General features: G+C 69.5%; 11 protein-coding genes and 2 tRNA genes. 9 read left to right on the top strand and 4 right to left on the bottom strand.

Going from position 1 to position 13,622, the window contains the following annotated elements; translation table 11 throughout:
- The first annotated feature begins 122 nt into the window (after nt 1–122).
- The 6 genes from dusB (at nt 123) to ACI3KX_RS12530 (ending at nt 6,212) form a co-directional block, all read left to right on the top strand.
- Entirely contained in the window at nt 123–1,289 is a 1,167-nt protein-coding gene (dusB, locus tag ACI3KX_RS12555; protein WP_404909932.1) for a tRNA dihydrouridine synthase DusB, read from the top strand.
- Nucleotides 1,279–2,640, top strand: coding sequence for a deoxyguanosinetriphosphate triphosphohydrolase (locus ACI3KX_RS12550; RefSeq protein ID WP_363357329.1), 1,362 nt, complete (start codon nt 1,279–1,281; stop codon nt 2,638–2,640). Before dusB ends, ACI3KX_RS12550 begins: the two co-directional genes overlap by 11 nt.
- Entirely contained in the window at nt 2,640–4,496 is a 1,857-nt protein-coding gene (gene dnaG / locus ACI3KX_RS12545; RefSeq protein ID WP_404909931.1) for a DNA primase, read from the top strand. The genes ACI3KX_RS12550 and dnaG overlap by 1 nt, the downstream gene beginning before the upstream one ends.
- Before the next feature lie 50 nt (nt 4,497–4,546).
- On the top strand, nt 4,547–5,338 hold the full coding sequence (locus ACI3KX_RS12540; RefSeq protein ID WP_363357331.1) for an ATP-binding cassette domain-containing protein: 792 nt from the start codon (nt 4,547–4,549) through the stop codon (nt 5,336–5,338).
- A gap of 77 nt (nt 5,339–5,415) precedes the next feature.
- Nucleotides 5,416–5,488, top strand: a tRNA-Asn gene (locus ACI3KX_RS12535).
- Nucleotides 5,489–5,552: 64 nt separating this feature from the next.
- Nucleotides 5,553–6,212, top strand: coding sequence for a hypothetical protein (locus ACI3KX_RS12530; RefSeq protein WP_363357332.1), 660 nt, complete (start codon nt 5,553–5,555; stop codon nt 6,210–6,212).
- Nucleotides 6,213–6,257: 45 nt separating this feature from the next.
- On the opposite strand, the gene ACI3KX_RS12525 is transcribed toward ACI3KX_RS12530, so the two are convergent.
- The 3 genes from ACI3KX_RS12525 to def all read right to left on the bottom strand — a co-directional run bounded on the left by ACI3KX_RS12525 (nt 6,258) and on the right by def (nt 8,092).
- Nucleotides 6,258–6,854 (bottom strand): DUF305 domain-containing protein, encoded by a 597-nt coding sequence (locus ACI3KX_RS12525; protein ID WP_363357333.1) that lies wholly within the window; start codon nt 6,852–6,854, stop codon nt 6,258–6,260.
- A 91-nt stretch (nt 6,855–6,945) separates the two neighbouring features.
- Complete coding sequence (locus ACI3KX_RS12520; protein WP_404909930.1) at nt 6,946–7,434, bottom strand: DUF6153 family protein; 489 nt, start codon at nt 7,432–7,434, stop codon at nt 6,946–6,948.
- Nucleotides 7,435–7,525: 91 nt separating this feature from the next.
- A complete protein-coding gene (def, locus tag ACI3KX_RS12515) occupies nt 7,526–8,092 on the bottom strand; it encodes a peptide deformylase (protein WP_349427464.1) in 567 nt (188 codons plus the stop codon).
- Nucleotides 8,093–8,134: 42 nt separating this feature from the next.
- Between def and ACI3KX_RS12510 the strand changes: the two genes are divergently transcribed.
- The 3 genes from ACI3KX_RS12510 (at nt 8,135) to nagE (ending at nt 11,482) form a co-directional block, all read left to right on the top strand.
- Nucleotides 8,135–9,223, top strand: coding sequence for a DMT family transporter (locus tag ACI3KX_RS12510; RefSeq protein ID WP_404909929.1), 1,089 nt, complete (start codon nt 8,135–8,137; stop codon nt 9,221–9,223).
- A 53-nt stretch (nt 9,224–9,276) separates the two neighbouring features.
- Nucleotides 9,277–9,350: transfer RNA gene (locus ACI3KX_RS12505), tRNA-Ile, on the top strand.
- 191 nt (nt 9,351–9,541) lie between these two features.
- Nucleotides 9,542–11,482 (top strand): N-acetylglucosamine-specific PTS transporter subunit IIBC, encoded by a 1,941-nt coding sequence (gene nagE, locus ACI3KX_RS12500; RefSeq protein WP_363357336.1) that lies wholly within the window; start codon nt 9,542–9,544, stop codon nt 11,480–11,482.
- Nucleotides 11,483–11,543: 61 nt separating this feature from the next.
- Here the strand turns inward: nagE and ACI3KX_RS12495 are convergent, their stop codons facing one another.
- Entirely contained in the window at nt 11,544–13,550 is a 2,007-nt protein-coding gene (locus tag ACI3KX_RS12495; RefSeq protein WP_404909928.1) for a DUF262 domain-containing protein, read from the bottom strand.
- Between the last annotated feature and the right edge of the window lie 72 nt (nt 13,551–13,622).

Raw genomic sequence — 13,622 nt, 5'->3', positions numbered from 1 at the left:
CCGTCTCTGGTCAGCGGTCCTCGACGGTATGGTCCGTCGAACCCGGCTCCCGGAGACTCGGCCCCGCACACGCGAAGCCGTCCGTTCAGCCAAGGGACGGAATCCTGTAAGAGAATGGGGTCGTGACGACTGCCCTCGCTCCCGCGCGCACGCTGCGCATCGGGCCCATCGAACTCGATGCGCCCGTCGTGCTGGCGCCGATGGCGGGTATCACCAACACCGCGTTCCGGCGACTCTGCCGTGAGTACGGCGCCGGCCTCTACGTGAGCGAGATGATCACGACGCGCGCTCTCGTCGAGCGCAACGCGACGACGATGCGCCTCATCACGCACCACGAGTCCGAGAAGCCGCGTTCGATCCAGCTCTACGGCGTGGATCCAGCGACCACCGAGGCGGCCGTGCGCCTCCTCGTCGAAGAGGATCGCGCCGATCACATCGATCTCAACTTCGGCTGCCCGGTCCCCAAGGTCACCCGCAAGGGCGGGGGAGCGGCACTGCCGTGGAAGCTCGGACTGTTCCGCGACATCGTCACGCGTGCGGCGCGCGCTGCCGGTGACATCCCGCTCACGGTCAAGATGCGCAAGGGCATCGATATCGACCACCTGACGTACCTCGACGCCGGGCGCATCGCGGAGGACGCCGGCGTCGCTGCGGTCGCCCTGCACGCCCGCACGGCCTCGGAGTTCTATTCGGGGCAGGCCGACTGGTCGGCGATCACGAAGCTCAAGGAAGCGGTCACGAGCGTCCCGGTGCTCGGGAACGGCGACATCTGGTCCGCCGACGACGCGGTGCGCATGATGGACGAGACGGGCTGCGACGGCGTCGTCGTCGGTCGCGGCTGCCTCGGGCGCCCGTGGCTCTTCGGCGACCTGGCCCGCGCGCTCGGCGCCCCCGGTTCCGCACCGGCCGAGCCGGTCGACGCGACCCTCGGGTTCGTCGCCCGCGCCTTCCGCCGCCACGCGGAGCTGCTGGTCGAGTTCTTCGAGGACGAGGGCCGCGGCTGCCGCGACATCCGCAAGCACGTCGCCTGGTACTTCAAGGGGTACCCCGTGGGCGGCGACCTGCGCGCGAGCCTCGCCACCGCATCCACCCTCGCCGAGATCGACGACCTCCTCGCGACCCTCGACCTCGACGCCCCCTACCCGGGCGCCGCGGCGGAGGGCCAGCGGGGTCGCGCGGGCACCCCGAAGCGTCCCGCGCTGCCCGATGGCTGGCTGAATTCGCGCGAGCTGGGGGCCGCGGCATCCACGTCCCTCGCCGAAGCGGAACTCGACCACAGTGGCGGGTGACGTGGCCGGCGCGTCCGACCGCCCGGCGGGGTACGACGATGCCGACGCCGCCCGCTTCCACGCCGAGCGCCACCGATCGCAGCGTGACGACTTCGCGCGCGACCGCGCCCGCGTGCTGCACTCGGCGGCGCTGCGTCGCCTCGCCGCGAAGACCCAGGTGCTCAGCCCCGCGAGCCCGGCGGACTTCGCACGCAATCGCCTGACGCACTCGCTCGAGGTCGCACAGGTCGGGCGCGAGCTGGCGACCGCGCTGGACCTCGCCGCCGACGTCGTCGACACCGCCTGCCTCAGCCACGACCTCGGTCACCCGCCGTTCGGCCACAACGGCGAGCGGGCGCTCAACGAGTGGGCCGAGGACTTCGGCGGGTTCGAGGGCAACGCGCAGACGCTGCGCATCCTCACGCGCCTCGAACCGAAGGTCTTCGACGCCGACGGCCGCAGCTTCGGCCTGAACCTGACGCGTGCGAGTCTCGACGCCGCCTGCAAGTATCCGTGGACGGCCGACCATCCGCTGCCCGATCCGGGCGGGCGGCTGAAGTTCGGCGTGTACCCCGAAGACGAAGAGGTCTTCCGCTGGCTCAGGGCGGATGCGCCGGGGCGGGTGCGGTGCATCGAGGCCGAGGTCATGGATCTCTCCGACGACATCGCGTACTCCGTCCACGACTTCGAGGACGCCGTGGTCAACGGCTACCTCGACCCCGCGCGGCTCGTGGACGCGCGCGAGCACCAGTGGCTGCTCACCGCGATCCAGTCCTGGGTGGGCTTCGACTTCGCGCGCGACGAGCTCGAGGACGCGCTGTTCCGCCTCACGCGCATGCCCGAGTGGATCGACTCGTTCGACGGCACGCGTGCGTCCCTCGCGCGTCTGAAGAACCTGACCTCCGACCTCATCGGCCGGTTCGCCCGCGCCGCGACCACCGCGACCCGCGAGTCGTACGCGACCTCGGTGCTGACCCGCTACCGAGGTCACCTCGTGGTGCCCCGCATCGTCGAGGCCGAGATGGCGGTGCTCAAGGGCATCATCGGTGCCGCGGTCGTGTCGATCGAGGGCCGCAAGGACCTCTACAAGGAGCAGCGTCGGCTCCTGAAGCGCCTGGCGACGGCCCTCTGGGAGCGCGCTGACGCGCTGGACCCGCTGCACGCGGAGGACTTCGCGGCGGCGGAGACGGATGCCGCACGCCGGCGCGTCGTCGTCGACCAGGTCGCCAGCCTCACCGACCAGCTGGCGATCGCGTGGCACGGATCGCTCGTCGGACCGGTGGATCCGGCATCCGTCGGCGTCTGGGCACCGGGCGCTCGCCCGATGGATGCGGCCGCACGTACCGCCCGCGATTCCTCCGAGGTGCGCTGATGGCGGGGCGCATCCGTCAGGCCGACGTCGACGAGGTGAAGGCCCGCACGAACATCGCCGACATCGTCGGTGAAAGGGTGGCGCTGAAATCCGCGGGCGTCGGATCGCTGAAGGGCCTCTGCCCCTTCCACGACGAGCGCAGCCCGAGCTTCAACGTGCGCCCGCAGGCGGGCTTCTACCACTGCTTCGGCTGCGGTGAGTCAGGCGACGTGTACTCGTTCCTGCGCGCGATGGACCACGTGACGTTCACGGAAGCAGTCGAGCGCCTCGCCGGCCGCATCGGCTTGACGCTGCACTACGAGGACGGCGGCGCCGCCCCCGAGCACACAGGGCGTGCCCGGCTGTACGCCGCCAACGCGGCGGCGGCGGAGTTCTTCCGGGGGCAGCTGATGACGCCGGAGGCCGACATCGCGCGGCGCTTCCTCGGGCAGCGGGGGTTCGACGCGGGCGCCGCCGGGCATTTCGGCGTGGGGTACGCCCCGAAAGGCTGGTCGGGCATGCACTCGGCGCTGCGCGCGCAGGGCTACACCGACGAGGAGCTCTCGTCGGCCGGTCTCGTGTCGCAGGGCCAGCGCGGGGTCTACGACCGCTTCCGCGGGCGGGTGGTGTGGCCCATCCGCGACGTCACCGGTCAGGTCATCGGCTTCGGCGCGCGCAGGCTCTACGACGACGACAACGGCCCCAAGTACCTCAACACCCCCGAGACGACGATCTACAAGAAGGCGCAGGTGCTCTACGGGCTCGACCTCGCCAAGCGCGACGTGTCGCGCGAGCACCGCGTCGTCGTGGTCGAGGGGTACACCGACGTCATGGCGTGCCATCTGGCCGGCATCACGACGGCGATCGCGACCTGCGGGACCGCGTTCGGCTCCGACCACATCACCGTGCTCCGCCGGGTGATGGGCGACGATTCCACGGCGGGCGAAGTCGTCTTCACATTCGATCCGGATGCCGCGGGCCAGAAGGCGGCGCTGCGCGCCTTCGCCGACGCCAAGCGGTTCAACGCCCAGACGTACGTCGCCACCGGCCCGGAGGGCCTCGACCCCTGCGACCTTCGCCTCGCGCGGGGCGACGGCGCGGTGCGCGCGCTTCTCGAGACGAAGGTGCCCATGGTCGAGTTCGTCCTCGATCAGCGCATCTCCGGCTACGACCTCGCCAGCGTCGAAGGGCGCGTCGGGGCGCTGCGCACGGCCGCCCCGGTGGTCGCCGAGCTGCGTGACCCGCTCCTGCAGCCCGAGTATGTGCGGGTGCTCGCCCGCCGGCTCGGCATGGACACCGAGGACGTGCGCCGCGAGGTCGAGCGAGCGGGCCGAGGCGGAAGCCGTCGCGACGCCGCCCCCGGCACGCAGAACGCAGGGCCCGCCGTCGACGACGGCGCGCTCCGCGTCACGCTGGCGACCTTGCCCCGCAGTCCCGAGGTCGGTCTGGAGCGGGATGCCCTCATGGGGGTGCTGCAGTTCGGCCATCGCATGGATGCCACGCTGGTCGAACGGGCTCTCGAGCTGCCGTTCCGCAACGCCGCTCTCGACGCCGTCCGGGTCGCCGTTCGCGAAGCCCCCGGCATGCAGCGCCCGGGCTGGTCGGCGGATGCCGTCGCCACGGTGCGCGAGCCCTACCGCTCACTCGCCGCAGAGCTGCTCGCCGGCGACTTCCCGGCGCTCAACGACGACGCGGCGGTGACATCGGCCGGCGATCTCGCGCGACGCCTCGTGCTTCGACGCTTCGATCGCGAGAAGGCCGAGCTGCTCGGCGCGATCCAGCGCGTACCGGCGGCATCGGAAGAGGGACGCAGCATCCGCCTGCGCCTGCGCGAACTGGATGCGCGACGCCAGGCGCTCGTCGACGAAGCGTCATGACGCGCGGTCCTCGGCTGGCGCCGGCGGCGATCGCGCGGCAGGATGATGAGATGGCTCGCCGACGAGACGCGGATGTCGCGATCGACTGTTCCGACCTTTCGATCGCCCGCCGCGCGGGACGCGGCGGGCCGTCCCAGCGCGTCGTCGACGGCGTGTCCTTCCGCTTGCCTCACGGCGGCATCCTGGCGGTGATGGGACCGACCGGCTCGGGCAAGTCCTCGCTGGCCTCCGTGCTGGCAGGAGCGGACGAGTCGGGACTCGCCGTCGTCGGCGGAGACGGTCTCGTCGAGGGCATCTCGGTGCGGCGTCCGGGTCGCGCGCATCGCCAGCTCACGTACTACGCCGGCCACCTCCGGCAGTCGGCCGGCGCGCGTCTGCCCGCGCGGCTCACGGTGGCCGACGTGATCGGCGAGCCGATCACCAGCCGCGACCGCCGGGTGAGTGCGCGTGCCCTCGCCGTCAGGGTGGCCTCGCTCCTCGACGAGCTGATGCTGCCGCTCGGAGCGGCCGCCAAATACCCCTACGAGCTCAGCGCCGGCATGCGCCAGCGGGTTGCTCTGGCGCGAGCCCTGGTTCTGCAGCCGCGCGTGCTGATCGCCGATGAGCCGTTCGCGAACATGGACGTCGAGGTGCGGAAGGCGGCTCGCGAGGCGGTGCTGCGTCGCCGCCGCGAGCTCGACATGGCCGCGCTCATCGTGACCAACGAGCGAGACGTCGTGAACGAGCTGGACGCGGACGTGCTGGTGCTGCGGGCGGGACACGCCGTCGCGTACGGGCACGGCACCAAGGATCTCCTGTGGACTCCCAGCGGAGAGGCCGACAGGCGCCTGGTGAGCTCGTGAGAGGGCCGGCCGTGGTCATGAGCACCGGCTGAGCTTTGCTAGTATGGTCTGGTTGCCCGCGCGAAAGTGCGGACCATTCCTCCATAGCTCAATTGGCAGAGCAATCGGCTGTTAACCGATAGGTTCTTGGTTCGAGTCCAAGTGGGGGAGCGAAGGCCTCGGGGCTCCACCCCCGAGGCTTTCTTCGTCTCCGGGATCAGATCGAGGGGTGCACATGGCGGGTCGCGCGAAGCCCTCGCCGCTGCTGGCGGTCGAAGGCGGCGTCCCCGCGCCGGCACCGATCTATCGCGCTGCGCCGCTGCTCGGCGCGCTGGCGCTGTTCGCCGGGGCGGTCGTCTGGGTAGGGCTTGTCGTGCTCTTCGGCGGCGAGCCGTGGATGTTCCCCGTCTCGGTGCCGGAGCCCTGGCTGTTCCTCGCGCTCGTGCCGTCGATCGCGGCGATCCTGCTCGCGGTGCGCGGCATCGCGATGTGGTCGCTGGCTCTGGCGATCGTGAGCTGCTGGCTCGTGCCGACGGGAATAGCGACGGTCCTCGTCGTGCTGGTGGCCCTGTGGACCGTGCGCGGCATCCGCAGTCAGTGGGCCGCCCACGATCTCGACTCGGTCATCGCGACCGCTGCCGCCCACGGCCTGCCCGTGCTCGTGGTGCAGCACGTCGCGGGGAGAGCCGGTGCACGCCGGACCACCGACACCACGCAGGTGCAGGTGCGCGACGTCGACACCGGGGAGCTGACGACGGCCCGAGTGTGGGGACCGATGCGCACCGGCACGACGCTGGTCCGCCAGGGGATGAACGTGATCGCACAGGCGCCGCCCGGAGCCGACGCCGAGCTTCGCCGATGGGTCGAGCGCCAGAACCGCCGCAGCGACGGCTGACACCCTGACGGGCGGGCGCGCACGTCCCGCCCGTCAGGGTGGTTTTCACAGTGTGGCGGCGAGCTCCTGCATCTCGGCGATCTCCGCGTTCTGGTCCTCGATGATCTGTTGGGCGAGGGCGCGCACGTCGGGATCCCCGGCCGAATCCAGGGCCGCCTCCGCCATCTCGACGGCACCCTGATGGTGCACGACCATCTGCTCCAGGAAGAGCCTGCCTGCCGCCGTGCCGTCGGCGTCGCGGAGAGCGGTCATATCGGCCTCCGACATCATGCCGTCGCCGTGATCCATGCCGCCGGAGGCATGCTCCACGCCCCAGTCGTCGAGCCAGCTCTCCATGAGCTCGATCTCGGGTCCCTGTGCGGCGCGGATGCGCTCGGCGATCGCCACCACGCGAGGATCGACCCCGTCCTTGGCGAGCACGATCTCGGCCATCTCCATCGCCTGCTCGTGGTGCGGGATCATCATCGTCACGAACATCTGGTCGGCCATCGTCACGTCGACCGGCGACGCCGACGAGCTCGCTGAACCGTGGTGCATGCCCGGCATGCCGCCACTCGTGTCGGGCGCTCCGGCGCAGCCGGTCACGACCAGTCCCATCGTGAGCGGCAGGATCACCGCGAGCGCGCGCGTGTGGGTGTTCATCTCTTCTCCTTCGATCAGTGTCATCAGCGGAACCCCGCGACCTCGCAAGAGGCGCGGGTGCGTGTCCCGGCCGAGCGCCGGGAGACGCGGCTCAGGTCCGGCTGATCGAAAGCAGAGCGAGGGACGGCGGATGTCGCGGCGCACTGTCGGCATCGCGGACAGATCGCGCCGCGGCATGACGCAGGAGGCGCCACGGCGACTGCCACGACACCCGAGAGGGAACGAACAGCAGCACGGTCAGCAGCAGCGCCAGCACGCAGATGACGGTCCACACGCCGTAGTCCTGACCATCGGAGGGACCACGGCTCCACGGATCCGCGCAGACGCCCGTGCAGCGCGCGTCGGGCGCGCCGACGTCCGTCATCGCCGCGGCCGCCGATCCCTCCTGGTGCGGATGCGCGGACTCGGCGACGGCTGCCATGGCAGAACCGTCGGCCGGGCCCGTCGTGTGCGCGGCGTGCGTCGCCGGCGACATGAGCACGTGCATGCCGAGGAGGCCGACGATGATCGCTGCCGTGGCGACCACTCGCGATCCGAGCGACCATCGCTGCCACGAGCGGGCGTGTCGCGGTCGCGGCATCCGTCCCACCTCGCTCGACAGTCATCGCGAGACCTGATGCCTCGCCCCGCCACCAGGATATACCCGAAGGGGGTATCTCCCGGGGTGAGGATCAGGCTTCGATGTCGTCCAGGCCCGGAGTCCAGGCGCTGCCCGGCCGGCCCCAGCCGCGCTTGCGGGCGATCTTCTGCACGGTCTTCCAGTCGCCGTCGTCGAGGCGATCGACGTAGAGGATGCCGTCGAGGTGATCGAACTCGTGCTGCATGATGCGCGCCCGCCATCCGTCGACCTGCACGCTCACGGGCGCGCCCTCGAGGTCGATGCCGGTAACGAGCACCTCCTCCGAGCGGCGCAGTGGGAACCGCTCGCCCGGGAACGACAGACACCCTTCCGACTCCTCGTCGGGGTCGGGTGCACCGGGCTCGAGGGGCCGCATCCACAGTTCGGGGTTGATGATCACCCCGCGCCAGGGCTCGCCGTCGTCGTCGGCATACGTGTACGTGTAGATGCGCAGCGGCACGCCGACCTGAGGGGCCGCGAGGCCCACGCCGGGTGCGGCATCCATCGTCTCGAACATGTCCGCGACGAGTGCGCGGATCTCGTCCGTGATCTCTTCGACGACGGACGCGGGGGCGTGCAGGACGGGATCGCCCATGATGCGAATCGGGAGAACAGCCACGCCTTGAGCCTATCGACCGGTGTCGGCGGCTAGTGTCGATACGTGGTCTGGACTGCGGTGGAACTCGAGGACGTCGGCGATCAGCTCGTCGGCGCATTCCAGAACCCCGGCATCCTGATCGGCATCCCTCTCGCCCTGCTGGGCGCAGTGTTCATGTCGTTCGGCGCCCAGTACCAGCACCGCGGCGTCACGAAGGTGGAGCGCCTCAGCGGCGGGCACTCCAGCCAGGGCCTGGGGCCCAGTCATCTGCTGAAGCTGCTGGCCCGCCCGTCGTGGGTGATCGGCACGGTGATGCTCGCGCTCGCCATCGTCTGCCAGCTCTCGGCCCTCTTCTTCGCACCGCTCATCGTGGTGCAGCCGCTCGGTGCGGTCGCCCTGGTCATCACGACGCTGCTGAACGCGCAGATCAGCGGGCACAGGCCGACGAAGCGCTCGCTCATCGCGATCGCGGCCTGCGTCGGCGGCATCTTCGTCTTCGTCACCATCGCGGCCCTCTTCGCGACCGAGAAGCCGGTCTCGAACGGGCAGCTGATCACGATTCTGGTCCTGCTGCTCGTCGTCACCCTGGTGTTCGCGGGATTGTGGATCTGGCTGCGCAAGCGCATGGGCGCGCTGTTCTACATCATCGCCGCCGGTGTCATCTACGGTTTCGTCGCGACGCTGGCCAAGGTCGTCATCGAGCGCGTCAAGGAGAGCGACTTCAACTGGCTCACCTTCGCGTGCCTGGCCGCCCTCATCATCGGCGCCATCGTGGGCGCGTACTTCGTCCAGAGCGCCTACGCCTCGGGTCCACCCGATCTCGTCGTCGCCGGGCTCACCGTCGTCGACCCGATCGTCGCGATCATCATCGGTCTGACGGTGCTCCAAGAGGTCGCGGGCGCCCCGCTGTGGGTCTACATCTCGTTCGCCGTCGTCGGCGCCGTCGCGGTCTGGGGGGTGTTCCAGCTCGCCCGACATCATCCGCAGGTGCTCAGCGAGAGCCAGGAGTTGCCGATCCAGCGGGGGAGCGACGGGGGAACATCGGATGCCGCGCACCCGCGCACCGGCTCGGTCAAGGTCACGGAGGCCGTGTCGAAGGTGTGGCCCGAGCCGCCGGTCAAGGACCGCCTCGACGACCCGGGCAAGCGCTGACGCACGCGCGGCACGGGGCGGACCGGTAGGCTCGTCTGCGCACTCAGTGCCGAGGGGCGGTGGCCAAGCTGGTGAAGGCAGCGGGCTCATAACCCGACGATCGTGGGTTCAAGTCCCACCCGCCCTACGAACGAGGAGACCGCCGCTGCCCCACGGGTTGCGGCGGTTCTCTGTTCGCGCGGCAGGTGTCGCCGAGAACGCCGGTGCCGGATTCGTTCACCATCCTTACTTTCGGAGGGGAACCCAGTGCCGCAGGCCCGCGTTTGCCTGTAGCGTCATCGACATCACCTGTCCCCTGGCCCCTCGTGGAGGCGAACAATGAAGTTCTTGCAGAGGCTCGGCCGATCGATCATGCTGCCGGTGGCTGTGCTGCCGGTCGCCGCGATCCTGTCGGGCCTGAGCTACTGGATCAGCAATGGCGGGAAGAGTCCCAACCTCGTCTCGGCATTCCTCGGCGCCGCCGGCGGATCGCTGCTCGACAACATGGCGCTGCTGTTCGCCGTCGGCATCGCACTCGGGATGGCACAGAAGTCCGACGGCACCTCGGCGCTGGCCGGGCTCGTGTCCTGGCTCGTGGTGACGACGCTCCTCAAGCCGGAGACGGTGGCGCTCTACACAGGCGTGGCAGACGTCAACGAGGTCGATCCCTCCTTCCTGAGGGTGCAGAACGTCTTCATCGGCATCATCTGCGGCCTGATCGGCGCGTTCTGCTACAACCGCTTCAAGGACACCAAGCTGCCTGACGCGCTGTCGTTCTTCTCGGGCAAGCGCTCGGTCGCGATCGTCACGGCGGGTTTCTCGCTCGTCGTCGCCATCGTGCTGTACTTCGTCTGGCCGTGGGTCTATGGCGGACTCGTCACCTTCGGCGAGTGGATCGTCACGCTCGGCCCCTTCGGCACCGGCATCTACGGCTTCCTGAACCGCTTGCTCATCCCCGTGGGCTTGCATCACGCACTCAACTCCGTGTTCTGGTTCGACGTCGCCGGAATCAACGACCTCAACAACTTCCTCTCCGGCGAAGGCACCTACGGGGTCACCGGCCAGTACATGACCGGGTTCTTCCCCATCATGATGTTCGGTCTGCCCGGTGCGGCCCTCGCGATGTACCTGACGGCCAAGACCACGCGCAAGAAGCTCGCCTACGGCATCCTGCTCGCCGGCGCGATCTCGTCGTTCTTCGTCGGCGTGACGGAGCCGCTCGAGTTCGCCTTCATGTTCCTGGCCCCGGTCCTGTATGTCACGCACGCGCTGTTCACCGGCATCTCGATGGCCATCAGCCAGATCCTGCCGGTGCGCATGGGCTTCGGCTTCTCGGGGGGCTTCATCGACCTCGTCCTCAACTGGATGAACCCGATGGCGCAGAACCCGTGGCTCATCCCCGTCATGGGTGTGTTCTGGTTCTTCATCTACTTCGTGGTGTTCTACTTCTTCATCAAGCGGTTCAACCTGAAGACGCCGGGCCGTGAAGACGACGACATCCTCGGCGAGGGCACGGAGTACGACACGCACGCGGCCGACGACAAGTACCTGGTCACGGGCAGCCGGTTCATCGATGCGCTCGGAGGAAAGGAGAACATCCTCGAACTCGAGAACTGCGCAACGCGCTTGCGGATGGAGATCGAAGACCCGAGCAAGGTCGACGAGACGGCTCTCAAGCGGGCCGGGGCCGCAGGCACGATGAAGCCCGGCGGCAAGTCGGTGCAGGTCGTCTACGGAACGAACGTCCAGTTCGTGAAGGATGCGATGGAGCAGATCATCGCGGGGGAGGTCGCCGTACCTGCAGGCGCCGCGCCCGAGCCTGCCATCGCTCCCGCCGCAGGCGCCACAGCGGTGCTCACCGACACCCCCGCCACCACGACCGTGAGGCTGCGCCAGCCGCTCGAGGGACGCGTGGTTCCGCTGTCCGCGGTGCCCGATCCGACCTTCGCGCAGGGCATCATGGGTCCGGGCGTCGCGATCGAGCCGACCGGCGACACGGTGGTCGCTCCCGCGGACGGCACCATCGGGGCCACGTTCGACAGCAGTCACGCGGTGGCACTCGTCCTGGGCGACGGCACCGAGCTGCTGATCCACGTCGGCATCGACACGGTCGGCATGAAGGGCGACGGCTTCCAGACCCTCGTCGAGAAGGGGCAGAAGGTCACGGCCGGCACGCCGCTGCTCCGCTTCGACCTGGCGAAGATCGAGGCAGCGGGACACCCTTCGATCACCCCGGTGATCGTGCTGAACAACGAGAGCGCGACCGTCACGTTCGAGTGACTCCGCGCGCGACCCACGATGAGGGGGACGGATGCCTCGAGCCGAGGCATCCGTCCCCTCCTCACATCGCGCTGCCGATGTACGAGTACTTGACGAAGACCTCGGCGGCGAGGCCTGCTTCTTCGAGGACGCCCTGCACCGCGCTCAGCATGTAGCTGGAGTCCCATCCCATGTAGAGCGAGTGCTCGTCGTCGAGGCGATCCCACTGACCGTTCCACGACTGCGCGGTGTAGACAGGTCCGCCGCGTCGCGCGCTGTACGCGACGACGGCGTCGCGGGAGTCCGCCCACAGCCGCTTGAAGACGCGGTTGAAGAGGTACTTGACGTCGGGCACCTCCCAGTGCTCGCCGCAGTACTCCACGTACGACCACTCGCGGTGCCATCCCGGCGGCCACCCTCGCCGGCGGACGGCGTCGAGGATGGGGGTCAGCCCGTCGTCGTCGATCGCGGGACCGCCGGGCCGTCTCCACACCTCGACGAAGCGCTTCGTGAGCTGTATCGATCGCTGCGCGATCGCCGCCGTGCCCCACGCGGGCAGCTCCGCCAGCGCCGCCGTCGTCCCGACGGTGCTCCGGGCGTACAGCGCCTGCTTCTGGGGGAACGAGCGGTCCCAGGCGCGCAGCGCGAGGTCCTCCTCGAGGACCGTGAGGTTGCCGAGCGTGTTCGCGAGGGCGCGATGACTGTTCTGCTCGTCGTCGCTGTACGACGCCCACTCGCGCACGCCGTCGCCCGACCAGGCATCACCGGGTGCGAGCGGGAAGATGTGCTCGACGTCGAGCCCACCGGCACCGTCGACCCCGGCGAGGCGACCGAGCACATACCGGGCGTGGGGGAGCTCTGAGTACTTCAGCGCGACCGCGACGCGCTCGTCCGACGGAGTGATGCGCGAGATCGCCGATACCAGCGCCTCACGGCCCTGCTCACGCGCCCGGCAGAGGCGCGCCACGAGGCGGTCGACTCCGGTGCCGACGACCGCACGTCGCACCAGGAGCGACTGCACCATCTCGAGCGTCTCGATCAGCTCGTCACGCGCGATGGAACCGAGTTCGAAGTCTCTGTACGCCCGCATGACGAGCGGGTACATGCCGGTGCCGAAGGTGCTGAGGTGGGAGAGCTGGCGCGTGATCTCGGCATCCGGGGCCTCGCTCGGATGCAGCAGCACCCGGTAGACGCGGGACAGCTCGCGCCATTCGGCGGCGTGACGCAGCAGGTCGGCGAACTCCAGGCGGGGGAACTCGTGACGGAAGGCCTCGTACACGCCGCGCCCTCCGACGACCGTCACCTCGCGCCCCGTTCTCATGACGAGGTACTGCCGCCAGAACTCGGCGATCGAGTCGCCGGTGTTCTGCTCGATCGGCTGCCAGTACTCTGCTTCGATCTCGCGCTGCTCGGCGTGGTTCAGGCCCATCAGCACGTAGTTGTGGATGAGCTCGTGGTCGCGCAGCGGCTCGCCGGTCGAGTTGAGGCTCTCGAAGATCTGCTGCGCGTTCGCGCCGATGCCGAGGGTGATCGCCACATGCTCGAGCTTCTGCAGACCGCGCCAGATGTGGGGCGCCTCGTCGAGGCTGATCTGACTGCGGAAGAAGGCGTAGTTGTCGTCGAATCGCGAGTCGCGCTGCTCACCGTGGGGGAGCGGGAGGTCGAGCACGACGCGCTCGAAGATCGACGCCCACGCGCGATGCGGGCGGAGTTTCGTGCGCGTCGCATCGTGGGAGTGGACGAGGACGCGCTGCAGCTGATCGGCGAGTTCCGGATCCGCTTCGCGGACGGTGTGGTGCAGCGCCGCGACGAGCAGCATGAGGGTCGTCGTCCGCTGCTGGCCGTCGATCAGCACGAGCTCGGCATCCTCGCCCTCCCCGCTGGCCGAAGAGAGGATCGAGCCGATGAAGTGCATGTGGCGATCATCGAGGTCGGCCACCGCGCGGATGTCGGAGAGCAGCTGCTCGCATCCGCCGATGTCCCACCGGTACTGCCGCTGGTAGACGGGGACGACGATCGTCCAATCCGCGGCCGAGAGCCATCCGATGGTGTTGACCGCTGTGGCGTCGACATTCGTGGCAGTGACCATGGCCCGTCCATTCTAAAGGGGGCGCATCACGACGAACCGGCGGCCCGGACGCCCGCCGGTTATTCACGGCGC

This window comes from Microbacterium sp. ZW CA_36, from assembly GCF_044987475.1.
In the GTDB taxonomy this organism is placed as follows: Bacteria; Actinomycetota; Actinomycetes; order Actinomycetales; family Microbacteriaceae; genus Microbacterium.
This window is presented reverse-complemented; position numbering and strand designations above follow the sequence as displayed.

What these genes read in the sequence shown, in the direction of transcription:
- ACI3KX_RS12520 (WP_404909930.1), bottom strand. Translation starts at nt 7,434, where the DNA reads ATGCCGCGACCGCGACACGCCCGCTCGTGGCAGCGATGGTCGCTCGGA.
- dnaG (WP_404909931.1), top strand. Translation starts at nt 2,640, where the DNA reads ATGGCGGGGCGCATCCGTCAGGCCGACGTCGACGAGGTGAAGGCCCGC.
- nagE (WP_363357336.1), top strand. Translation starts at nt 9,542, where the DNA reads ATGAAGTTCTTGCAGAGGCTCGGCCGATCGATCATGCTGCCGGTGGCT.
- ACI3KX_RS12525 (WP_363357333.1), bottom strand. Translation starts at nt 6,854, where the DNA reads ATGAACACCCACACGCGCGCGCTCGCGGTGATCCTGCCGCTCACGATG.
- ACI3KX_RS12540 (WP_363357331.1), top strand. Translation starts at nt 4,547, where the DNA reads ATGGCTCGCCGACGAGACGCGGATGTCGCGATCGACTGTTCCGACCTT.
- ACI3KX_RS12530 (WP_363357332.1), top strand. Translation starts at nt 5,553, where the DNA reads ATGGCGGGTCGCGCGAAGCCCTCGCCGCTGCTGGCGGTCGAAGGCGGC.
- ACI3KX_RS12495 (WP_404909928.1), bottom strand. Translation starts at nt 13,550, where the DNA reads ATGGTCACTGCCACGAATGTCGACGCCACAGCGGTCAACACCATCGGA.